This is a genomic window from Pseudomonas sp. IPO3778, assembly GCF_013386825.1.
Lineage (GTDB): Bacteria > Pseudomonadota > Gammaproteobacteria > Pseudomonadales > Pseudomonadaceae > Aquipseudomonas.
In genome coordinates this window covers 72,002-94,551 of the sequence record NZ_JACARC010000039.1, presented here as the reverse complement: position 1 = coordinate 94,551, position 22,550 = coordinate 72,002, and the positions used below count along the sequence as shown (strand labels likewise).

At 59.7% G+C, this 22,550-nt stretch carries 21 protein-coding genes; 14 read left to right on the top strand and 7 right to left on the bottom strand.

The annotated features are described in order from the left end of the window. Positions 1-17 precede the first annotated feature (17 nt). Positions 18-1,871: a DUF4105 domain-containing protein gene (locus tag HX855_RS21055; protein WP_177084383.1), complete on the bottom strand. Its 1,854-nt coding sequence runs from the start codon at positions 1,869-1,871 to the stop codon at positions 18-20. Positions 1,872-1,964: 93 nt separating this feature from the next. Then, positions 1,965-2,453, bottom strand: coding sequence for a DUF3015 domain-containing protein (locus HX855_RS21050; RefSeq protein ID WP_177043372.1), 489 nt, complete (start codon positions 2,451-2,453; stop codon positions 1,965-1,967). 268 nt (positions 2,454-2,721) lie between these two features. Here HX855_RS21050 and HX855_RS21045 point away from each other — a divergent pair, with 268 nt between their 5' ends. Both HX855_RS21045 and HX855_RS21040 read left to right on the top strand, forming a co-directional pair. Next, complete coding sequence (locus tag HX855_RS21045; protein WP_177084381.1) at positions 2,722-5,160, top strand: Lon protease family protein; 2,439 nt, start codon at positions 2,722-2,724, stop codon at positions 5,158-5,160. Positions 5,161-5,514: 354 nt separating this feature from the next. Then, complete coding sequence (locus HX855_RS21040; protein ID WP_003215849.1) at positions 5,515-5,841, top strand: hypothetical protein; 327 nt, start codon at positions 5,515-5,517, stop codon at positions 5,839-5,841. Between the two features lie 134 nt (positions 5,842-5,975). On the opposite strand, the gene HX855_RS21035 is transcribed toward HX855_RS21040, so the two are convergent. After that, positions 5,976-7,811 carry a hypothetical protein gene (locus HX855_RS21035; protein ID WP_177084379.1) on the bottom strand — a complete coding sequence of 612 codons (1,836 nt, stop codon included), beginning with the start codon at positions 7,809-7,811 and terminating at the stop codon, positions 5,976-5,978. Positions 7,812-7,977: 166 nt separating this feature from the next. Between HX855_RS21035 and HX855_RS21030 the strand changes: the two genes are divergently transcribed. Together HX855_RS21030 and HX855_RS21025 are read left to right on the top strand one after the other, a co-directional pair. Further along, positions 7,978-8,466 (top strand): TIGR00645 family protein, encoded by a 489-nt coding sequence (locus tag HX855_RS21030; RefSeq protein ID WP_177084377.1) that lies wholly within the window; start codon positions 7,978-7,980, stop codon positions 8,464-8,466. Between the two features lie 114 nt (positions 8,467-8,580). Further along, positions 8,581-9,198 carry an FKBP-type peptidyl-prolyl cis-trans isomerase gene (locus HX855_RS21025; protein ID WP_177084375.1) on the top strand — a complete coding sequence of 206 codons (618 nt, stop codon included), beginning with the start codon at positions 8,581-8,583 and terminating at the stop codon, positions 9,196-9,198. 131 nt (positions 9,199-9,329) lie between these two features. Here HX855_RS21025 and HX855_RS21020 read toward each other — a convergent pair whose 3' ends face one another. The 3 genes from HX855_RS21020 to HX855_RS21010 all read right to left on the bottom strand — a co-directional run bounded on the left by HX855_RS21020 (position 9,330) and on the right by HX855_RS21010 (position 11,281). Next, positions 9,330-9,587 carry a hypothetical protein gene (locus tag HX855_RS21020; RefSeq protein WP_003215856.1) on the bottom strand — a complete coding sequence of 86 codons (258 nt, stop codon included), beginning with the start codon at positions 9,585-9,587 and terminating at the stop codon, positions 9,330-9,332. Positions 9,588-9,784: 197 nt separating this feature from the next. Further along, positions 9,785-10,126, bottom strand: coding sequence for a zinc ribbon domain-containing protein YjdM (locus HX855_RS21015; protein WP_177084373.1), 342 nt, complete (start codon positions 10,124-10,126; stop codon positions 9,785-9,787). 186 nt (positions 10,127-10,312) lie between these two features. Next, positions 10,313-11,281, bottom strand: coding sequence for a polyprenyl synthetase family protein (locus HX855_RS21010; RefSeq protein WP_003215860.1), 969 nt, complete (start codon positions 11,279-11,281; stop codon positions 10,313-10,315). Between the two features lie 239 nt (positions 11,282-11,520). On the opposite strand from HX855_RS21010, the gene rplU reads away from it, so the two are divergent. The 5 genes from rplU to HX855_RS20985 all read left to right on the top strand — a co-directional run bounded on the left by rplU (position 11,521) and on the right by HX855_RS20985 (position 15,283). Continuing rightward, entirely contained in the window at positions 11,521-11,835 is a 315-nt protein-coding gene (gene rplU, locus HX855_RS21005) for a 50S ribosomal protein L21 (RefSeq protein ID WP_003176051.1), read from the top strand. A 34-nt stretch (positions 11,836-11,869) separates the two neighbouring features. After that, positions 11,870-12,145: a 50S ribosomal protein L27 gene (gene rpmA, locus HX855_RS21000; protein ID WP_003215862.1), complete on the top strand. Its 276-nt coding sequence runs from the start codon at positions 11,870-11,872 to the stop codon at positions 12,143-12,145. A gap of 194 nt (positions 12,146-12,339) precedes the next feature. Then, positions 12,340-13,563 carry an Obg family GTPase CgtA gene (cgtA, locus tag HX855_RS20995; protein WP_076014014.1) on the top strand — a complete coding sequence of 408 codons (1,224 nt, stop codon included), beginning with the start codon at positions 12,340-12,342 and terminating at the stop codon, positions 13,561-13,563. 123 nt (positions 13,564-13,686) lie between these two features. Further along, the gene (proB, locus tag HX855_RS20990; protein ID WP_010174957.1) at positions 13,687-14,805 is read left to right on the top strand and encodes a glutamate 5-kinase; all 1,119 of its coding nucleotides are present in this window, start codon (positions 13,687-13,689) and stop codon (positions 14,803-14,805) included. A 16-nt stretch (positions 14,806-14,821) separates the two neighbouring features. Then, on the top strand, positions 14,822-15,283 hold the full coding sequence (locus HX855_RS20985) for a CreA family protein (RefSeq protein WP_177084371.1): 462 nt from the start codon (positions 14,822-14,824) through the stop codon (positions 15,281-15,283). Between the two features lie 146 nt (positions 15,284-15,429). On the opposite strand, the gene rpsT is transcribed toward HX855_RS20985, so the two are convergent. Next, positions 15,430-15,708 carry a 30S ribosomal protein S20 gene (gene rpsT / locus HX855_RS20980; RefSeq protein WP_003215870.1) on the bottom strand — a complete coding sequence of 93 codons (279 nt, stop codon included), beginning with the start codon at positions 15,706-15,708 and terminating at the stop codon, positions 15,430-15,432. A 254-nt stretch (positions 15,709-15,962) separates the two neighbouring features. On the opposite strand from rpsT, the gene murJ reads away from it, so the two are divergent. The 5 genes from murJ (at position 15,963) to fkpB (ending at position 22,350) form a co-directional block, all read left to right on the top strand. Beyond that, a complete protein-coding gene (gene murJ, locus HX855_RS20975) occupies positions 15,963-17,501 on the top strand; it encodes a murein biosynthesis integral membrane protein MurJ (protein WP_177084368.1) in 1,539 nt (512 codons plus the stop codon). A gap of 118 nt (positions 17,502-17,619) precedes the next feature. After that, positions 17,620-18,558: a bifunctional riboflavin kinase/FAD synthetase gene (gene ribF / locus HX855_RS20970; RefSeq protein ID WP_076014011.1), complete on the top strand. Its 939-nt coding sequence runs from the start codon at positions 17,620-17,622 to the stop codon at positions 18,556-18,558. A 13-nt stretch (positions 18,559-18,571) separates the two neighbouring features. Beyond that, positions 18,572-21,403 carry an isoleucine--tRNA ligase gene (ileS, locus tag HX855_RS20965; protein ID WP_177084366.1) on the top strand — a complete coding sequence of 944 codons (2,832 nt, stop codon included), beginning with the start codon at positions 18,572-18,574 and terminating at the stop codon, positions 21,401-21,403. After that, positions 21,396-21,905 carry a signal peptidase II gene (lspA, locus tag HX855_RS20960; protein ID WP_177084364.1) on the top strand — a complete coding sequence of 170 codons (510 nt, stop codon included), beginning with the start codon at positions 21,396-21,398 and terminating at the stop codon, positions 21,903-21,905. The genes ileS and lspA overlap by 8 nt, the downstream gene beginning before the upstream one ends. Further along, positions 21,898-22,350: an FKBP-type peptidyl-prolyl cis-trans isomerase gene (fkpB, locus tag HX855_RS20955; RefSeq protein ID WP_177084362.1), complete on the top strand. Its 453-nt coding sequence runs from the start codon at positions 21,898-21,900 to the stop codon at positions 22,348-22,350. The genes lspA and fkpB overlap by 8 nt, the downstream gene beginning before the upstream one ends. Positions 22,351-22,550 lie beyond the last annotated feature (200 nt).

Below are 22,550 nucleotides of genomic sequence, written 5' to 3'. Positions count from 1 at the left end.
GATCTACTGCTCACAGATCAATAGTGATACCACTTCACTTCCAGCATCACTTCATTCACCGGCGTCGCGAGGTGGCTGTATTCCCGCTGGGCGCTCAGTCTCAGCCCGAGGTTGCGCGACAATTCCCACTGTTGATTCAGGCTGATACTGCGCCGTACTTCGCCATTGGTGAAGAAATCACCCTTGGCTTCCAGGCTCAGGTTGCCCAGCGGGTTTCGCCACAGTACGCCGGTGTTGAACCCGGCCGCCGGGGAGATGACTTCATCGAAGTCGCTGTTGTGTTCCACGCGCACGGTGCCGAGGGCGAAGCCCAGCAGGTCGTCGCGCAGTTGCCAGGTGCCGCCCGCGCCGCCGTTGACGTGGCTGACCAGGGTCTGGTCGTCATGTTTGCCCGGCACGCGCTCAAGGCCGCCGGTCACTTGCCATGACCAGGGTTGCAGCAACTCGTTGCGCGGGGTCAGTGAGCGAATCGTCGCCAGGTCCAGTTGCTGCAATTGCCAGTGGTTGCCTTCGTACTGGCGCAGTTTCATTTGCAGGATTTCGATCTGTGCGCCCAGGGGGAAGCCTTCGGCGTTGTCGTTCAGGTCGTGGTAGGCCATGCGCAGGCCGTATTCGCCGAAGGCCTTGTCGCCCCGGGTGCCGATGCCGGCTTGCCAGGTGCGGGATTCGTGGCCGTCTTCAGGCAGGCCGGGGCGTTCGATTTTCAGGTCCGGCGCCGGGTTCTGGTTGATGGCCCGCAGTAACTCAAAGCTGCGCTGGGAGCGTTCGGTGTCGCGCTCCAGGCCGTTGGCGCGGTAGCGGCCGAGGCGGTAGGCGGCGTCGATGATCAATGCCTGGCGGTCTTTGGCGATGGCCTTGAAGGCGGGTTCTTGCAGTTGTTTCTGGTCGTCGCTGATTTTCAGCACCCATTGCTGCTCGTCACTGTTGAGCGGCTTGGCGCGCTCCAGCAGTTCGCGTTCCCGGGAAGGGCGGTAGTCGATTTTCTCCACCAGGCCGGCTTCTTTCACGGCCTTGACCGTGTCGGTGGGGATGGCGGTCAGCGGGAACTGTTCGGTCAGCCGCAGGCCTGGGCGGGCCACTTGCAGTAGCTCCAGCAGGCGATAGGAGCAGTTTTCGTCGAAGAAGAAGTAGTCGAACTGGATCTGCTTGAGCTCCCACACGTGTTCGACCATGCGCTCGGTCTCAACCTGGGTCAGGTTCAGGCGGTATTCCCACAGGTCGCGGTTCTCCAGGCTACGGTATTCCGAGAGTTTTTCCTGGTAGGGCACCATCGCAAACAGGCCGGGATAACCGCCCATCAGGCCTTTCCAGGCGTAGAGGATGCTGTTGTCCGAGCCTTCGATATAGGCGCCGAAGTTGATCGCGTAGCTGAGCAGGGCGGTGTTGTTGCTCTGTACGTCAGCCTGGTCGATGCGCAGCAGAGTGTGGCCGAACATGGACGACGGGCTGTTGAGGTAGGCCGCCGGGAAGATCATCACCGCGCTGTGGGGCGCGACGTCCTTGAACCATTGCTTGAATTCCTTGCAGTCCAGCGCGGGCAAGTCAGTCAGGTGCAACTGGTCCTTGAGCCAGCGGGTGCGTGCGGGGTAGACGCATTGGGCGTGTTTTTCACCGAGGCTGGCCGGAGCATAGAGTGCTTCTACGGTGGCCTTCAGCTCCTGGTCCGGATGGTGAGCGCCATCGGGGGCGAGGAAGAATTTCTTGTCGCTGACGTAACTGCGCCAGCCTTCGAACTTGCCGGACTCGTAATGCCCCAGCGAGAGCCAGAACGGGTCATTGGCCAGTTGCTGCAAACGTTGATCATCAAGGTGCGGCGCCGCGTACAGCGGGGCGCAGGCGAAGAGTGCCAGGTAGGCAAGGCGTTTGAGCATGTGGGCAACTTAAGTCGAGATAAAAAGACCCAAAGGGGAGGCAGGTCCAAAAATAATAAAACCCGTGCCTCGAAAGGCACGGGCGGGTCGAGCTTAAGCCTGGGTAGCGTATTTCGCCAGACGGGTGTCGCCTTTCAGTACAGCCAGGGTGTTGTTGTGCACGTCATCAGCGGTGACGTCCGCCTTGCTGAAGATTTGCTGGAAGTGCTCGTGAGTCACGGCGGCAAAGTGCTCGCGGTCTTCAGGAGCAACGCCCAGTACCACAGCGTAGGTCGTCAGCGCTTCGCCGTTGCCCTTGGCCATGTCTTCGGACAGCTCGTTCATCATGCCATTCATGGCAATCCACGATTTACCGCCGTAGGTCAGTGCGCTGTTGGTGCTACAGCCGTTGGTGCCCGAGGTCATGCCGAAGGTGGCGTTACCCGAGGTACCGTTAGTGGTGGAAGCCAGGAAGTGAGCGGGAGTGCCGCGTTGGCCTTCGAACAACATGTTGCCCCAACCGCAGTTCGGGCCACCTGGCGCTTCAGCCATTGCATTGAGGGAGACGACGGTGAAGAGAGTACCAAGAAGGATCCGTTTCATAGCTTTGTTCTCTTTGTGTGCAAACCAATGGACAAGGATTCAGATGCCTGACAGCACCCTAGGGGCCGGTTATTAGTCCAACCCGCAGCAGGTTGGAGTTTAGGCATGATCCAAGGGTTCCGTGACTTTTTGTGAAACACACCGGAAATACAGGGTTTTTTTACCGCTTCAAACCCCGGTCTATGCTTTCCAAACGGCTCGCCTTGCCATAGCGCGTAACGGGGAGCCAGAATGCCGTCATCTGCCCCGCCTGATGTAAGGAAGCCCGATGCCTGATCCTGTTGCTGCCAGCTTGCGTCTAGCGCCCGAAGCGCTGACTCGTCCTTTTTCCGCTGAACAGTTCAGCTTCTCGACCACCAATGATTTGGAGCCCTTTCGCGGTGTGCTTGGCCAGGAACGTGCGGTTGAAGCGTTGCAGTTTGGTGTGGCCATGCCACGCCCCGGTTACAACGTATTTGTCATGGGCGAGCCCGGTACCGGCCGCTTTTCGTTCGTCAAACGTTACCTGAAGGCTGAAGGCAAACGCCTGCAGACCCCGGCGGACTGGGTCTATGTCAACAATTTCGATGAGCCTCGCGAACCCCGTGCGCTGGAGCTGCCTGCGGGCGGTGCGGCGGCGTTCGTCAGCGATATCAACGGCCTGATCGACAACCTGGTCGCGACCTTCCCGGCCGTGTTTGAACACCCGACGTATCAACAGCGTAAAAGCGCCATCGACCGGGCCTTCAACCAGCGCTACGACCGTGCCCTGGACGTGATCGAGCGCCTGGCCCTGGAAAAGGACGTGGCGCTGTACCGCGACAGCAGCAACATTGCATTTACCCCGATGCTCGACGGCAAGGCCCTGGACGAGGCTGAGTTCTCGCAGTTGCCGGAAGCCGATCGGGAGCGTTTCCACAGCGATATTTCCGAGCTTGAAGAGCGCCTCAACGAAGAGCTCGCCAGCCTGCCCCAGTGGAAGCGCGAGTCCAACAACCAGATGCGCCAGTTCAACGAAGAGACCATCACCCTGGCCTTGCAGCCACTGCTGGCGCCTTTGTCCGAGAAGTATGCGGAGAACGGGGCCGTTTGCGGCTACCTGCAGGCGATGCAGGTCTACCTGCTGAAAACCGTGGTCGAGCAGTTGGTGGACGACGCGAAAACCGACGCCCAGGCCCGCAAGTTGCTGGAAGAGCAGTACTGCCCGAGCCTGGTGGTGGGCCACCCGGTCAACGGTGGTGCGCCGGTGGTATTTGAGCCGCATCCGACCTACGACAACCTGTTCGGCCGTATTGAATACAGCACCGATCAGGGCGCGCTTTACACCACGTACCGCCAGCTGCGGCCGGGTGCGCTGCACCGTGCCAATGGTGGTTTCCTGATCCTTGAAGCCGAAAAAATGCTCAGTGAGCCGTTTGTGTGGGACGCCCTCAAACGTGCCCTGCAATCGCGCAAGTTGAAGATGGAGTCACCGTTGGGCGAACTGGGCCGCCTGGCCACTGTGACCCTCAACCCGCAAGTGATTCCGTTGCAGCTCAAGGTCGTCATCATTGGCTCCCGTCAGTTGTACTACGCGTTGCAGGACGCAGATCCAGACTTCCAGGAAATGTTCCGGGTGCTGGTGGACTTTGACGAAGACATCCCGATGGTGGATGAAAGCCTGGAGCAGTTCGCCCAGTTGCTGAAAACCCGCACCTCCGAAGAGGGCATGGCGCCGTTGACTTCGGACGCGGTAGCGCGGCTGGCCACTTACAGCGCCCGGCTGGCAGAGAACCAGGGGCGCCTGTCGGCGCGCATCGGTGATTTGTTCCAGCTGGTCAGCGAGGCGGATTTCATTCGTCACCTGGCGGGTGATGAACGCACCGATGCCGGGCATATCGAGCGCGCGCTGAAAGCCAAGGCCACGCGCACCGGGCGGGTTTCGGCGCGGATTCTCGACGACATGCTCGCCGGGGTGATCCTGATCGACACGGCCGGCGCGGCGGTGGGCAAGTGCAACGGGCTGACGGTGCTGGAGGTGGGGGACTCGGCGTTCGGCGTGCCGGCGCGGATCTCAGCCTCGGTGTATCCGGGCGGCAGCGGCATCGTGGATATCGAGCGTGAAGTTAACCTCGGCCAGCCGATTCACTCCAAGGGCGTGATGATCCTCACCGGTTACCTGGGTAGCCGTTATGCCCAGGAATTCCCGTTGGCGATCTCGGCGAGTATCGCCCTGGAGCAGTCCTACGGTTATGTCGACGGTGACAGTGCGTCCCTGGGCGAGGCTTGCACCTTGATTTCGGCCCTGTCGAAGACGCCGCTCAAGCAATGTTTTGCCATCACCGGTTCCATCAACCAGTTTGGCGAAGTGCAGGCCGTGGGCGGGGTCAACGAGAAGATCGAAGGCTTCTTCCGCCTTTGCGAGGCCCGTGGGCTGACCGGCGAGCAGGGGGCGATCATTCCCCAGGCCAACGTCGCGACGCTGATGCTTGATGAGAAGGTGTTGCAGGCTGTGCGAGACGGGCAATTCCATGTCTACGCCGTGCGTCAGGCCGACGAGGCCTTGAGCCTGTTGGTGGGCGAGCCGGCCGGTTCGCCGGACGAGGAGGGGCAATTCCCTGAAGGCAGCGTCAACGCGCGGGTGGTGGAGCGTCTGCGGGCGATTGCCGAGATGATCAGCGAAGATGATCTGAAGGAAGCCGAAAAGGAACTGGTGCAGGAGGCGTTGGCTGAGGCCAAACCCGTGTGATGCTGATCGGATGAGGGGCGCGCCTTGTGACGAGGGCGCTTGTCCCCCGTTGGGCTGCGAAGCGGCCCCAAATCCAGGCAGTGTGTTTCACCTGTTAGAGCGCGTTTATCCTATTGGGGCTGCTTCGCAGCCCAACGCGGGCAAGCCCGCTCGCTACCATGAGCTTTACAGGCAAAACGTGAGTGTTCGGCATATTTTTGACGCCGTCGCGACGGCAGTCGTCCGTTGGTCCCCCAGCCTTGGTTTGTAGCGGGTTTCTTCTATTCTCAGCTCAAGGGATATCCACAGGAGTCGCTGGATAGAAACAGTCTTGCCCTGCGAGGCTGAATACCGGATCTACCGAGGGTCGCCGCCATGTCGCGCAACCTCTGCCTCACCCGCCAGTGCCTGGGCCTGGTCACCCGTATCGAATGTTCCATTCGCCCTCTCGCGGGGGATACCGGAATGTGGACCTTGTTGTTTGCCGCCGGAATGACCGGCGAGCAGCCTTCCACCATCAAGTCCCAAGGCCCGTTTCACGGACCTTTCGTGGCACAAACCATCCTCGACTCGATTGTCGAAAGCCTGACCCTGCACGGGTACGAACTGGCCGACGACCCGCAGATCTGGTGCCTGCACCTCCAGGCGCACTTGCGACAGCTCAATGGCGGGCGGCAAACGGTGTTGAGTGATATCCGCTAAACACCGAAAACCAAATGTGGGAGCGGGCTTGCTCGCGAAGGCGGTGGGTCAGTCGCCAGACGTATTGACTGACACGCCGCCTTCGCGAGCAAGCCCGCTCCCACTTTGGATCTCCAGCGCTAGTGGACCTTAGGCTACGGCTTGGGGGCAGGTGCCGCCTCGGGCTTGTCCAGCTTGACTTCAAACCCATACTGCACCGTATTCAATCCGGTGCGCTGGTAGGTTTCCAGTGTGGTCGGCTGGCCGTAGAAGTAATGCACGTCGAATAACGCCGTGCCGTATTCCTCGGCCCGGTGGCTGACACCGAGAATTTCTTTCAAATAGTTGCCAGTGGCGTCCTTGGCATAGAACCGCCAGCTGTCTCCCGGGAACAGCTTCTGGTCGACAATCAGCGCGTTGTCTTTCAGCTCGAGGCCCTTGGGCAGTTGCACGGCCGTGAGGCTGCCTTTTGCGATGGTGGCCAGGAACAGCGGCATTGACCCTACGGCAAACCCCGGGTTTTCCGGGAACAGGTTCAGGTCATAGGTAATGGTGCCGCGCCCCGGGTCGACCTCGTAGGCTTCGGCGGGCAGTTCGATCGGCTCGCCGAGCTTGCCTTCTTCATTGGCGGTGAGGAAGGTCACGGGGGCATCGCCGCCGCCACGGTCATCACCCAGCAGGTCGTCGTTGAAGGTGTAGGGATGATCAAACTCGACGTGGGCCGCGCTGGCGTCATCCACCGACTGGTTGATGGTGACGCTTTTCTTCAGTTGGTCTTCGGACAGGGTGGCGTCCTTGAGCCAATCCGCGGCCTGGTCGTCATACACGGTGACGGGCATTGGCAAGGGCTGTACGGTTTTCTCCAGGCTGTTCTTGTCGAAGCGCCGCACGGGCAGGTCCAGGTCCTTGCGGGTCACCGTGGCTTGGGAAAAGTCGAGGACGTTGACTTGCACGGTGTCGATCAGGCCATTGAAGTACACCTTGGTGTAGTGGCTGCCTTGCTTTTGTTCGAAGGTTTTCTGCTCGTCTTCCAACTGCTTTTCGAAGGCGTCGGACCAGGCCGTCTGCTTTTGCATTTCGGCCAGTTGCTTCTCGTAGAACGCCAATTGTGCAGCGTTCTCGTTGATTGAGCCCGAGCGCGAGAGAAATTGCCCGGTGGTGTCACGTGCCTGCACCAGCAACGGGTTCGGCGATTCGTCTGCGACTTCCGGGGCCAGCGGGGCGCTGTTGGTCAGTTCGATCTCGGCGTAGTTCTTTTCCAGGGTCAGCAAGGTGACGGTGACGTTTTCTTCGGTGCGCTTACGGCCCACGTCTTTCTTCGACAAGTCGAAGGTGAAGACTTTGCGCGGCGCGATCACTTCAACCTTGCCCTTGAGGGTGACGGGCTGCGGCTGGCTTTTGTTGTCTGTCTCGACGCCTTCGACGAACGGATAGGTCACTGTCAGGTCATCGGGGTTGGTCAGGTTGGAACTGGTGGGGCTCAGCTGGATGCCCGGGTCGGTTTCCGACCACTCGGGCTGGAAGGGGATGACCTTATTGTTGCTCAAGGTGACCGACTGCCATTCCAGGCCGTGGGGGAAGGGGAACTGGTCGGGCATGTTGAAGTTGAACGGGAAGATTGGCTGCAGGTCCGTCAGGTAGTCCGAATGGGACGCCTTGCGCAGGACGAACAGTCCATTGATGTAGGTATCAACCAGTGCCTGGGGCGTAGGGTAATGCTTGAGCAGCGCCAGGGTGTCGTCGCTGTACTCGGCTTCGATGGGCTTGGTGGAGAGCTTGGCCCGTGCCCGTTCCAGCAGCAGCAGCGAGCCACCCAGCTCGGACACGGCGTCCTTGAGCTTGGGGTCCTGGATGGCGTCCAGGGACTGTTCGAACTTGGCCGTTTTCTCTTCGAGGCTGGCTTGCTTGTGTTCATCGCTGGGGGAGCAACCGCCGCCCATCAGCAACGCCGCACACAGGCCAATGCTGGCCAAAGGGGATCGCGCATCCATTATCTGAGGTTTCCTGTCCGACATCATCGAGCCGAGTTGATGAGCTCGACACTAGCAGAAAAATTCTTTTACAGATGCCGTACAGATCAGTTTTCTCGACGGTTTCTGGCGTTTGAGTGCGGCTGGTATACTCGGCGCCATTTTTAGCCAAGCTGTGTGAGATTCAATGGAACGCTTTATCGAAAATGCAATGTATGCGTCACGCTGGCTGTTGGCACCGATCTATTTCGGTTTGTCCCTGGGGCTGCTGGCGCTGGGGCTGAAGTTCTTCCAGGAAGTGTTCCATGTGATCCCGACGGTGTTCTCCATGAGCGAGTCGGATGTGATCCTGGTGCTGCTGTCGTTGATCGACATGGCCCTGGTGGGCGGCTTGCTGGTGATGGTGATGATCAGCGGCTACGAGAACTTCGTCTCCCAGCTGGACATCGACGAAAGCAAAGAGAAGCTCAACTGGCTGGGCACCATGGACTCCTCGTCGCTGAAGATGAAGGTCGCGGCGTCCATCGTGGCGATTTCGTCGATCCATTTGCTGCGGGTCTTCATGGACGCCAAGAACGTCGATCCCGAGCACTTGAAATGGTACGTGATCATTCATATGACCTTCGTGGTGTCGGCGTTTGCCATGGGTTACCTGGATAAAGTCACCAAGCATTAATTACCCCCTGGCGCTCTCCAGCGCAGGGCTCATCAAGGGCGCGGCTTGTGTGCTAGGCTGCTCGCCCTTTTAGTTTGGACGGCGCGTGTTGTCGTCCTACAGCGGAGCAGTTCCATGTCCGAAGTTAACTTGTCCACCGACGAAACCCGCGTGAGCTACGGCATTGGCCGTCAGTTGGGCGACCAACTGCGCGACAACCCGCCACCGGGCGTGAGCCTGGACGCGATCCTGGCTGGCCTGACCGACGCTTTCGCCGGCAAGCCAAGCCGTGTTGACCAGGAGCAAATGGCCGCGAGCTTCAAGGTCATCCGCGAAATCATGCAAGCCGAAGCTGCCGCAAAGGCTGAAGCCGCTGCTGGCGAAGGCCTGGCATTCCTGGCTGAAAACGCCAAGCGCGACGGCATCACCACCCTGGCTTCCGGCCTGCAATTTGAAGTGCTGACCGCCGGTGATGGCGCCAAGCCGACCCGTGAAGACCAGGTGCGCACCCACTACCACGGCACCCTGATCGACGGCACTGTGTTCGACAGCTCCTACGAGCGCGGCCAGCCGGCTGAATTCCCGGTTGGCGGCGTGATCCCTGGCTGGACCGAAGCCCTGCAACTGATGAATGCCGGCAGCAAATGGCGCCTGTACGTGCCGAGCGAACTGGCTTACGGCGCTCAAGGCGTTGGCAGCATCCCGCCGCACAGCGTTCTGGTGTTCGACGTCGAGCTGCTCGACGTTCTGTAAGACCGCTGACTAGGTTGTAGGAGCGAGCTTGCTCGCGATGGACTTCAACGATAATGCGCCCATGCTGAATGAACGCGGTGTCTTTGAGTTTTTCGCGAGCAAGCTCGCTCCTACACGGTTTTGCAGGTTGCTCATGGATGAAACTTGCCATTGAGATCCGTCACCGGGCGCAACGCTCGGGCATAGCAGAACAGAAACAGATTCCTCACCACTTCCTTCAACACCCCAGGCTCACTGGAGCTCAGTCCATTGACGTCCAGGTCGCCCTGATCCTGCAGTTCGCTTAAGGCTTCTTCTTCCAGCACCGCGCAGACTTCCCCGGTTTCCCGGTGGAGGATTCGCAGGTAAGGGTGTGGACGGTCCAGCCAGGCATCAATCAAATAAGTCATGGGAAGCATCTCCTTGATGGGTTTCAATGAGAATAATTCTTATTCAAGGAATAGCAAGTGCCTATTGGCGATTTCCGGACTTTTCTGTGTGGATATTGTTTTTGATCAAAAGGCCTGGCCTTTTGCCGTCAGTGCGCAAATAACGCGGGGAGGGTGAAGCGCCATCCCGTGCAGGGCACGAGATGGGGGCAGCAGGTTCAGACCTTGCGCACGAACTCGGACTTGAGTTTCATCGGGCCGATACCGTCGATCTTGCAGTCGATATCGTGGTCGCCATCGCACAGGCGGATGTTCTTGACCTTGGTGCCGACCTTGACCACCAGCGACGTGCCCTTGACCTTGAGGTCCTTGATCACGGTGATGGTGTCGCCGTCCTGCAGGACGTTGCCCACAGAGTCTTTCTTCACGGATTCATCGCTGGCAGCCTCGGCTTCGCCACCGGCGGCCCATTCATGGGCGCATTCCGGGCAAACCAGCTGGGTGCCGTCTTCGTAGGTGTATTCGGAATTGCATTTCGGGCAGGGTGGCAACGTGCTCACTAAAGCTCCTTGAGTTTCAGGATGGCTAAAAAGCGCACATTATATAGGGTTTTAGCCCGGGGCGGGTTGGCGATCCCCTGTAGGAGCGAGCTTGCTCGCGAAGAACTCAAAAACACCGCGTTTAATCAGGATGTACGCGTTATCGTTGAAGCCTTTCGCGAGCAAGCTCGTTCCTACAGGTATTCATCAGTGCGTGCGGGCGACCGCGAACTCACTCAGCTCAACCAGGGCATCCCGGTATTCGCTGGCTGGAAGGGCTTCCAGGCACTGGATGGCGCGAGCGACGTAGTCACGGGCCAGTTGTGCGGTGTATTCGAGGGAACCCGAGGCTTCCACGGCTTCGCGGATGCTTTCCAGGTCTTCGATCCCGCCTTTCTGGATCGCCTTGCGTACCAGGGCGGCCTGTTCCGGTGTGCCTTCGCGCATGGTGTAGATCAGCGGCAAGGTCGGCTTGCCCTCGGCCAGGTCGTCACCGACGTTCTTGCCCAGGGTTTCGGCGTCGCCGCGATAATCCAGCAGGTCGTCCACCAGTTGGAAGGCCACGCCGAGGTGATCACCGAAAGTGCGCAGGGCTTCGCTCTGCTCAGGCGTCGCTTCGCACAGGGCCGCGGCGCTGTGGGTCGAGGCTTCGAAGAGCATTGCGGTTTTGCCGCGGATCACTTCCATGTAGGTTTCTTCGGTGGTGCTGGCGTCGCGCACCTTCGACAGTTGCAACACTTCGCCTTCGGCGATGATGCGCGTGGCCTGTGAAAGAATCTTCATCACCGGCATCGAGCCCAGCTCGACCATCATTTCGAACGAGCGCGAGTACAGGAAGTCGCCCACCAGCACGCTTGGCGCGTTGCCCCACATGGCGTTGGCCGTCTCGCGACCACGGCGCATGCCGGACATGTCGACCACGTCGTCGTGCAGCAGGGTGGCGGTGTGCAGGAACTCGATGGTCGCGGCCAGCAGGCGCAGGTCATCGCCTTCGCGGCCCAGGGCCTTGCCACACAGCAACACTAATAAAGGACGCAGGCGTTTACCGCCGGCCGACGTAATGTAGTCGCCAATTTTGGAGACCAGCGGCACTTTAGAAGTCAGCTGCTTCTTGATGATGCCGTCGACGGCGCTAAAATCGTCCGCCACCGCGCGGTAGAAAGCTTGGGGTTGCATCAGCGACAGTCGCTCCAGAAGGGTTGCGCGGCATGCTAGGACCCGCGCCCCGTAGTGTCAAGGCGCGATAGACGGCTACTTGCAAGCCTTCCATAGCTTGCGTACAATCGCGCACCCTGAACTTCCTGGGCAGCACCTGCCTTACGCAATTGCATTCGGGACGTCCATCCCATGCAGCCATGCCAGCCAATACCTCTTCTTATAAAGCGCTGGGTGAGCAGGATTATCGGAGAAATACCATGTCGTACGCAGTAATTGTTACTGGTGGCAAGCAATACAAGGTCGCCCCAGGTGAATACCTGAAGATCGAGAAGCTGGAAATCGCTACTGGCGAATCCGTTACTTTTGATCGCGTTCTGTTGGTCGCCAATGGCGATGACGTGAACATCGGCGCTCCAGTTGTTGCAGGCGCTACCGTTGTGGCTGAAGTGATCTCCCAAGGTCGTCACGATAAAGTCCGCATCATCAAGTTCCGTCGTCGTAAGCACCACATGAAGCGTATGGGCCACCGCCAGTGGTACACCGAGATCAAAATCACCGGTATTCAGGCTTAATTTCAGCCTAATTCCTCACTAGGAGAATTGACTCATGGCACACAAAAAAGCTGGTGGTAGTACCCGTAACGGTCGCGACTCAGAAGCCAAACGCCTTGGCGTGAAGATGTATGGCGGCCAGGTTATCATTCCGGGCAACATCATCGTGCGTCAGCGCGGCACCCAATTCCACGCCGGTTACGGTGTTGGCATGGGTAAAGATCACACTCTGTTCGCTAAAATCGACGGCGTGATCAAGTTTGAAGTAAAAGGCGCTTTCAACCGCCGTTACGTGAGCATTGTCCCGAAGACTGAAGTCGTCGCGGCATAATTACGTAGTTGCTGGAAAAGCCCTGTCTCGCGACGGGGCTTTTTCGTTTGTGGGGTGAGTCTCTTGCAAAGCTGTTTGTGATGGGCGAAGGCAGCTGGATTTTCGGTCGTTGCTTGAGGTCGCTGCGCTCATTTTTGCAAGAGTCTTATGTCTTGGTTTCTTAAGCTCGTCCGTGCGGCGAGAGGCGTTTTGTTATGAAGTTTGTTGATGAAGTTTCGATCCGAGTAAAAGCTGGCGACGGCGGTAACGGTTGCATGAGTTTCCGTCGGGAAAAATTCATCGAAAACGGTGGTCCTAACGGCGGTGATGGCGGTGACGGCGGCTCGGTCTACATGATCGCCGACGAAAACCTCAACACCCTGGTGGACTACCGTTACACCCGGCACTTTGATGCCGAGCGTGGCTCCAACGGCGGCAGCACCGACTGCACCGGTAAAAAAGGTGAAGAGCTGGTGCTGCGGGTTCCAGTCGGCACCACGGTGATCGACTCCGCTACCCAGGAAATCATCGGTGACCTGACCAAGGCCGGTCAGCGCCTGCTGGTGGCTCATGGTGGCTGGCACGGTCTGGGTAACACCCGTTTCAAATCCAGTACCAACCGTGCGCCACGCCAGACCACGCCGGGCAAGCCGGGCGAGCAGCGTGACCTCAAGCTGGAAATGAAGGTGCTGGCTGACGTGGGTCTGCTGGGCTTGCCGAACGCCGGCAAAAGTACGTTCATTCGTTCGGTGTCTGCTGCCAAGCCGAAAGTCGCCGATTACCCGTTCACGACCCTGGTGCCAAACCTGGGGGTGGTCAGTGTCGATCGCTGGAAGAGCTTCGTGGTTGCGGACATTCCGGGCCTGATCGAAGGGGCTTCGGATGGCGCGGGCCTGGGGATTCGTTTCCTCAAGCACTTGTCCCGTACCCGTTTGCTGCTGCACCTCGTCGACATGGCGCCGCTGGATGACACCAGTGCGCCGGACGCCGCTGAGGTGATCGTCAGTGAGCTGACCAAGTTCAGCCCGTCCCTGGCGGAACGTGATCGTTGGTTGGTGCTGAACAAGTGCGACCAGATCCTTGAGGAAGAGCACGAAGAGCGCGTCAAGGAGATCGTTGATCGCCTGGAATGGACCGGCCCGGTCTACGTGATCTCGGCCATTGCCAAAGAAGGCACTGAGCGCCTGACCCGCGACATCATGCGTTACCTCGAAGACCGCGCCGATCGCTTGGCGGCCGACCCGGTCTACAAGGCCGAGCTGGCTGAGCTGGATCAGCGCATCGAAGACGAGGCCCGTGCCCAGTTGCAGGCGCTGGACGACCAGCGTGCGCTGCGTCGCAGTGGCGTCAAGTCGGTCCATGACATCGGCGACGATGATTGGGACGAAGAAGACGTGGATGATGAAGATGGCCCGGAAATCATTTACGTGCGCGACTGATTCGTTGCAGTAAACTTAAGCGCCGCTCAATCGAGCGGCGTTTTGGTATCTGGAAATCGGTAGTCACGAATAACGTTATGGGCGGCGCTGGGTCGTGCGGCCCTCTATCTAAGGTTGAAGATGATGCGGAGCAAGGTGACAGGTGCGCAGCGTTGGGTCGTTAAGATCGGTAGCGCGCTGCTGACGGCGGATGGCAAGGGGCTGGATCGTGCGGCCATGAGCGTCTGGGTGGACCAGATGGTGGCCTTGCATGAGGCAGGTGTCGAGTTGGTGCTGGTATCGTCCGGGGCAGTTGCCGCGGGCATGAGCCGCTTGGGCTGGACCGCGCGACCCAGCGCGATGCACGAACTGCAGGCCGCCGCCGCCATTGGTCAGATGGGCCTGGTGCAGGCCTGGGAGTCCAGCTTTGCCGAGCACGGTCGCCACACGGCGCAGATTCTGCTGACCCATGATGACTTGTCCGACCGCAAGCGCTACCTGAATGCCCGCAGCACCCTGCGTGCTCTGGTGGAACTCAAGGTGATCCCGGTGATCAACGAGAACGACACCGTGGTGACCGACGAAATTCGTTTCGGTGACAATGACACCCTGGCCGCGCTGGTGGCTAATCTGGTTGAAGCGGACTTGCTGGTGATCCTGACGGATCGCGACGGCATGTTTGACGCTGACCCGCGCAATAACCCGGATGCCCAGCTGATTTACGAGGCGCGTGCCGATGATCCGGCCCTGGATGCGGTGGCCGGCAGTGTGGGTGGTGCCCTGGGGCGTGGCGGCATGCAGACCAAGCTGCGTGCGGCGCGGCTGGCAGCGCGTTCCGGTGCGCACACCATCATCGTGGGCGGCCGGATTGAGCGGGTGCTGGATCGCCTCAAGGCGGGCGAGCGCATCGGTACGCTGCTGTCGCCTGAGCGCGGCATGCTGGCGGCGCGCAAGCAGTGGCTGGCGGGGCATCTTCAGACGCGCGGTACCCTGGTGCTGGACGCAGGTGCGGTGTCGGCGTTGTCTCAAGGCAACAAAAGCCTGCTGCCGGTGGGCGTAAAATTGGTCCAGGGCAGCTTCCGTCGTGGCGAGATGGTGGTGTGTGTAGCGCCGGACGGTCGCGAGATTGCCCGTGGGCTGGCCAACTACAGTGCCCTTGAGGCGCAAAAAATCATTGGGCAGTCGTCTGAGGCGATTGTTGGTCTGTTGGGTTACATGGCTGAGCCGGAGCTGGTTCACCGGGATAACCTGATTCTGGTCTAAGTGAAAGGATGTCTCGATGCGCGTAATGAAGGGATTGCTCGGTTTGCTGTTGGCGATGCCGTTGCTGGCGTCGGCCGAAGAGATTGGCCAGGTGTCGACGGTGTTCAAGTTCGTCGGCCCCAATGACCGGATTGTGGTCGAGGCTTTTGATGATCCGAAGGTGGATGGCGTGACTTGCTATCTGTCCCGCGCCAAGACGGGCGGAGTGAAGGGTGGCTTGGGCCTGGCGGAGGATCGCGCCGAGGCGTCGATTGCCTGTCGTCAGGTGGGCGCGATTCGCTTCAAGGGTGAGCTGAAGGATGGGGATGAGGTGTTCAAGGAGCGCACGTCCCTGGTGTTCAAGACCATGCAGGTGGTGCGTTTCCTCGACAAGAAGCGCAATACCCTGGTGTATCTGGTCTACAGCGACCGCTTGATCGAAGGCAGTCCGCAGAACGCGGTGACGGCGATTCCTATCTTGCCGTGGCCTGCCCAGTAGGAGCGAGCTTGCTCGCGAAAAGCCAGAGGGCGCCGCGTTCATTCAGGCGGCGCACATAATCGTTAACGACCATCGCGAGCAAGTTTGCTCAAAGCGCGGGCAATAAAAAACCGACCCTGAGGTCGGTTTTTTAACAAGCTTATCGCTTAGGCTGCAGCAGCAAGGTTCAGAGCCTTGATGTGGCCATTCAGACGACCTTTATGGCGAGCAGCTTTGTTCTTGTGGATGATGCCTTTATCGGCCATACGGTCGATAACTGGCACGGCCAGAACGTAAGCAGCTTGAGCTTTTTCAGCGTCTTTTGCGTCAATGGCTTTAACTACATTCTTGATGTAGGTACGAACCATGGAACGCAGGCTGGCGTTGTGGCTGCGACGCTTCTCAGCCTGTTTTGCACGTTTTTTGGCGGAAGGTGTGTTGGCCACCGTCGAGCTCCTCGAAAGACTTTTTAGGAAATAGCAAACAAAATAGGCCGCGAATCATGCCGATGAGTTGAAGTCTTGTCAAGGGCGGGTGATGCGAACTGCTGAGTGGTCGATCTTAAGAGGCGGGTGATTTATTTCCGGCGCTTGACCTGTAAACTCGCGAGCTTTGGCTCTGTGCTTGTTGCAGGCGCGGAGTATCGCATATGTGGGCCGTTTGTTCGCCTGCTCTTTATCTATAGGCAAAAACTCTTTCAATGAATCTGCTCAAATCGTTGGCCGCCGTCAGCTCTATCACGATGATTTCCCGGGTTCTGGGGTTTGTGCGTGACACGCTGCTGGCACGTATTTTTGGCGCCAGCATGGCCACGGATGCCTTCTTCATTGCCTTTAAACTGCCCAACCTGCTGCGGCGGATCTTCGCCGAGGGGGCTTTCTCCCAGGCGTTCGTGCCGATTCTGGCGGAATACAAGGCCCAGCAAGGCGAGGAGGCGACCCGCACCTTTATTGCCTATGTGTCGGGTCTGCTGACGTTGGTGCTGACGCTGGTGACGATCGCCGGCATGCTCGCCGCACCCTGGGTGATCTGGGCCACGGCCCCCGGTTTTGCCAATACGCCGGAAAAGTTCGCCCTGACCACTGATCTGTTGCGGGTGACCTTTCCTTATATATTGCTGATTTCCCTGTCGTCCCTGGCCGGAGCGATCCTCAATACCTGGAACCGTTTTTCGGTGCCGGCGTTCGTGCCTACCCTGCTGAACGTCAGCATGATTATTTTCGCGTTGTTCCTGACGCCGTACTTCGATCCGCCGGTGATGGCCCTGGGCTGGGCGGTATTGGCCGGTGGCCTGGCACAGCTGCTGTATCAACTGCCGCACCTGAAGAAAATCGGCATGCTCGTGCTGCCGCGCCTGAACCTCAAGGACACCGGCGTCTGGCGGGTGATGCGCAACATGTTGCCGGCGATCCTCGGGGTTTCCGTCAGTCAGATCTCGCTGATCATCAACACCGCCTTCGCCTCGCTGCTGGTCTCGGGCTCCGTGTCGTGGATGTACTACGCCGACCGTCTGATGGAATTGCCGTCCGGTGTATTGGGCGTGGCACTTGGCACCATCCTGCTGCCAACGCTGTCCCGCACCTATGCCAGCAAAGATCGTCACGAGTACTCGCGGATCCTGGATTGGGGCCTGCGCCTGTGTTTTGTCTTGGTGCTGCCGTGTGCCGTAGCCCTGGGATTGCTCGCCGAGCCGCTGACAGTTGCGCTGTTCCAGTACGGCCAGTTCACCGCGTTTGACGCCTCGATGACCCAGCGTGCGCTGATCGCCTATTCCGTCGGCCTGCTGGGCATTATCGTGATCAAGGTGCTGGCCCCTGGCTTCTATGCTCAACAAAATATCCGTACCCCGGTAAAAATCGCGATCTTCACCCTTGTGGTCACGCAGTTGCTCAACCTGGCGTTCATCGGTCCGCTGAAGCATGCCGGGCTGGCGCTGGCGATCAGTGTCGGTGCCTGCATCAATGCCGGGCTGCTGTTCTATCAGCTGCGTAAACAGAACATGTTCCAGCCGCAGGTGGGCTGGGGCCCGTTTGCCATCAAGCTGGTGGTCGCGGTGGGCACGATGGCTGCAGTATTGCTGGGCCTGATGCACTTCATGCCCGCCTGGGATCAAGGTTATATGCTGGAGCGCTTCATGCGCCTCGGTGCGTTGGTGGTGGCTGGCGTGGTGGTGTACTTCGGGATGTTGCTGCTGATGGGTTTCCGCTTGCGGGATTTCAATCGCAAGTCGCTGAGCTAGAGACTTTTCGTCGATAAGACGGTTGTTTTATCGATTCGCGCAAATGGCCTGCGCTGTTGCCTGTCGTCCGGGGCCGGGTGTGGTTATAATCGACCACTTTATGAGCAAGAAGCGCGTTATGCAGCTGGTTCGAGGTCTCCACAACCTGCGCCCCCAGCATCGGGGCTGCGTCGCCACTATTGGCAACTTTGACGGTGTTCACCGTGGCCACCAGGCTATCCTGGCCCGTCTGCGTGAGCGTGCGGTTGAGTTGGGCGTGCCCAGCTGCGTGGTGATTTTTGAGCCACAGCCCCGCGAATTCTTTACCCCGGAGACGGCGCCGGCGCGGCTGGCCCGTCTGCGGGACAAGCTGCAGCTGTTGGCTGAAGAAGGCGTGGACCGCGTCCTCTGCCTGGCCTTCAACCAGCGCTTGCGCAGCCTCAGTGCCGCCGAGTTCGTCGACCGCATCCTGGTAGACGGTCTGGGCGTGCAGCACCTGGAGGTCGGTGACGACTTCCGTTTCGGTTGCGACCGGGTAGGGGATTTCGATTTCCTGCAACAGGCCGGCGTTACCCAGGGTTTTACCGTCGAAGCCGCGCAAACCGTCGAACTGGACGGCCTGCGCGTGAGCAGCACCCAGGTGCGTAACGCCCTGGCCGCTGCCGACTTCGCCTTGGCCGAGCGGTTGCTCGGTCGCCCGTTCCGGATCGCCGGGCGGGTTCTGCACGGCCAGAAGCTGGCGCGCCAACTGGGCACGCCAACCGCCAACGTGCAACTCAAGCGCCGTCGTGTGCCGCTGACCGGGGTTTACCTGGTGAGTGTCGACATCGACGGTCAATCGTGGCCCGGAGTCGCCAACATAGGCGTCAGGCCCACGGTTGCAGGTGATGGCAAAGCCCACCTGGAAGTTCACCTTTTGGATTTTGCCGGTGATTTGTATGACCGGCGTTTGACGGTGGCTTTCCACCAAAAGCTGCGTGAAGAGCAGCGTTTCGCCTCCCTGGAGGCGTTGAAAACGGCGATCAATGCGGATGTCGCCGCCGCCCGTGCACTAGCCGCACCTAGCGCCCATCGCTAATGAAGAGCCTTAAATGACCGACTATAAAGCCACGCTAAACCTTCCGGACACCGCCTTCCCAATGAAGGCCGGCCTGCCACAGCGCGAACCGCAGATCCTGCAGCGCTGGGACAGTATTGGCCTGTACGGAAAGTTGCGCGAGATTGGCAAGGATCGTCCGAAATTCGTCCTGCACGACGGCCCTCCTTATGCCAACGGCACGATTCACATCGGTCATGCACTGAACAAGATTCTCAAGGACATGATCATCCGTTCGAAAACCCTTTCGGGTTTTGACGCGCCTTATGTCCCGGGCTGGGATTGCCACGGCCTGCCGATCGAACACAAAGTCGAAGTGACCTACGGCAAGAACCTGGGCGCGGATAAAACCCGCGAACTGTGCCGCGCCTACGCCACCGAGCAGATCGAGGGGCAGAAGTCCGAATTCATCCGTCTGGGTGTGTTGGGCGACTGGGCCAACCCGTACAAGACCATGGACTTCAAGAACGAGGCCGGTGAAATCCGTGCCTTGGCCGAAATCGTCAAGGGCGGTTTCGTGTTCAAGGGCCTCAAGCCCGTGAACTGGTGCTTCGACTGCGGTTCGGCCCTGGCTGAAGCGGAAGTGGAATACGAAGACAAAAAGTCCTCGACCATCGACGTGGCTTTCCCGATCGCCGACGACGCCAAGCTGGCTGAGGCCTTTGGCCTGGCGAGCCTGAGCAAGCCGGCTGCCATCGTGATCTGGACCACCACGCCGTGGACCATCCCGGCCAACCAGGCGCTGAACGTGCACCCGGAATTCACCTATGCCCTGGTGGACGTCGGTGATCGTCTGCTGGTGCTGGCTGAAGAGCTGGTCGAGTCGTGCCTGGCCCGCTACAACCTGCAAGGTTCGGTGATCGCGACCACGACTGGCTCCGCGCTGGAGCTGATCAATTTCCGTCATCCGTTCTACGACCGCCTGTCGCCAATCTACTTGGCCGAGTACGTTGAACTGGGCGCCGGCACCGGTGTGGTTCACTGCTCGCCTGCCTATGGCGTAGATGACTTCGTGATCTGCAAGCAGTACGGGCTGGTCAACGACGACATCATCAACCCTGTGCAAAGCAACGGTGTGTACGCGCCGTCCCTGGAATTCTTCGGTGGCCAGTTCATCTTCAAGGCGAACCCTGCGATCGTCGACAAGTTGGCGGAAGTCGGTGCGCTGCTGCACACCGAAACCATCACCCACAGCTACATGCACTGCTGGCGCCACAAGACTCCGCTGATCTACCGCGCTACCGCGCAGTGGTTTATCGGCATGGACAAAGAGCCGACCAGCGGCGAGACCCTGCGTAACCGCGCGATCAAGGCCATCGAAGAGACCAAGTTCGTCCCGGCCTGGGGCCAGGCGCGTCTGCACTCGATGATTGCCAACCGTCCGGACTGGTGCATCTCCCGGCAGCGTAACTGGGGTGTGCCGATCCCGTTCTTCCTGAACAAGGAAAGCGGTGAGCTGCACCCACGTACCGTCGAACTGATGGAAGTGGTTGCCCAGCGCGTTGAACAAGAGGGCATCGAGGCCTGGTTCAAGCTGGACGCCGCCGAGCTGCTGGGCGACGAAGCGCCGCTGTACGACAAGATCAGCGACACCCTCGACGTGTGGTTCGACTCGGGTACCACGCACTGGCACGTATTGCGTGGCTCGCACCCGATGGGTCACGAGACCGGCCCGCGCGCCGATCTCTACCTGGAAGGCTCCGACCAACACCGTGGCTGGTTCCACTCCTCGTTGCTGACCGGCTGCGCGATCGACGATCACGCCCCGTACCGCGAGTTGCTGACCCACGGCTTCACCGTCGACGAAAACGGTCGCAAGATGTCCAAGTCCTTGGGCAACGTAATCGCGCCGCAAAAGGTCAACGACACCCTGGGCGCCGATATCATGCGCCTGTGGGTGGCCTCTACCGATTATTCGGGCGAGATGGCCGTGTCCGAGCAGATCCTGCAGCGCAGCGCCGATGCCTACCGCCGGATCCGTAATACCGCACGCTTCATGCTGTCGAACCTGACCGGTTTCAATCCGGCCACCGACATCCTGCCGGCCGAGGAAATGCTCGCCCTGGACCGTTGGGCCGTGGACCGTACCCTGTTGCTGCAGCGCGAGTTGCAGGAGCACTACGGCGAATACCGCTTCTGGAACGTCTACTCCAAGATTCACAACTTCTGCGTGCAGGAGCTGGGTGGTTTCTACCTCGACATCATCAAGGACCGCCAGTACACCACCGGCGCCAACAGCAAGGCCCGCCGTTCGGCGCAGACCGCGCTGTACCACATCTCTGAAGCGCTGGTGCGCTGGATCGCACCGATCCTGGCCTTCACCGCTGACGAGCTGTGGGAATACCTGCCGGGCGAGCGTAACGAGTCCGTGATGCTCAACACCTGGTACGAAGGCCTGAGCGAATTGCCGGCCGACTTCGAACTGGGCCGCGAGTACTGGGAAGGCGTGATGGCGGTCAAGGTTGCGGTGAACAAGGAGCTGGAAGTGCAGCGCGCGGCGAAGGCCGTTGGCGGCAACTTGCAGGCCGAAGTCACGCTGTTTGCCGAGGAAGGCCTGACCGCCGACCTGGCCAAGCTGAGCAACGAACTGCGCTTTGTCTTGATCACTTCGACCGCCAGCCTGGCGCCGTTTGCTCAAGCCCCTGCGGATGCCGTTGCGACTGAAGTCCCGGGCCTCAAGCTCAAAGTGGTCAAGTCGTCCTTCGCCAAGTGCGCCCGTTGCTGGCACTGCCGTGAAGATGTCGGTGTGAACCCGGAGCACCCGGAAATCTGCGGTCGCTGCGTCGACAACATCTCTGGCGCCGGTGAGGTTCGTCACTATGCCTAACGCCAGTCGTTTTGGACGCCTGGGCTTGCTCGTACTGAGCGTGCTGGTGCTGGTCATTGACCAGCTCAGCAAGGCTCATTTCGAGGGTGCCTTGCAGATGTACCAGCAGATCGTGGTGATTCCTGACTACTTCAGCTGGACCCTTGCCTACAACACCGGCGCTGCGTTCAGCTTTTTGGCTGACAGTTCCGGCTGGCAGCGCTGGCTGTTTGCCCTGATCGCCGTGGTGGTCAGTGCCGTGCTGGTGGTCTGGCTCAAGCGCTTGGGCCGCAATGACACCTGGCTGGCGGTTGCGCTGGCCCTGGTGCTGGGTGGCGCATTGGGCAACTTGTACGACCGCATTGCCCTGGGCCATGTGATCGACTTCATTCTGGTGCATTGGCAGAACCGCTGGTATTTCCCGGCGTTCAACTTTGCTGACAGCGCCATCACCGTCGGTGCAATCATGCTGGCGTTGGATATGTTCAAAAGCAAGAAAACCGGAGAGACCGTTCATGACTGAACAGGTATTGGTTGAGCAACGCATCGGCCAGAACACGGAAGTCACCTTGCATTTCGCATTGCGCCTGGAGAATGGCGACACGGTCGACAGCACGTTCGACAAGGCCCCGGCGACCTTCAAGGTCGGCGACGGCAACCTGCTGCCGGGTTTCGAAGCGGCCCTGTTCGGTTTCAAGGCCGGCGACAAGCGCAACCTGCAGATCCTGCCGGAAAACGCCTTTGGCCAGCCCAACCCGCAAAACGTGCAGATCATCCCGCGTTCGCAGTTCCAGGACATGGAACTGTCGGAAGGCCTCCTGGTGATCTTCAATGATGCAGCGAATACTGAACTGCCGGGTGTGGTGAAAGCCTTCGATGACGCGCAAGTGACCATCGACTTCAACCACCCGTTGGCCGGGAAAACCTTGACCTTTGATGTTGAAATCATCGACGTTAAAGCGCTGTAACTAACGAAACCGGCCTACTGTAGGGCTGAGCCTGTTGTGGCGAGGGAGCTTGCTCCCGCTGGAGTGCGTAGCACTCCCAAACTGTTCATCGAGATACATCTGACGTGTCTTGATTGCCCAGGTTGGGGCTGCTTCGCAGCTCAGCGGGAGCAAGCTCCCTCGCCACACAAGCTCGCTCCGACAGGGCAAGACACGAGGCA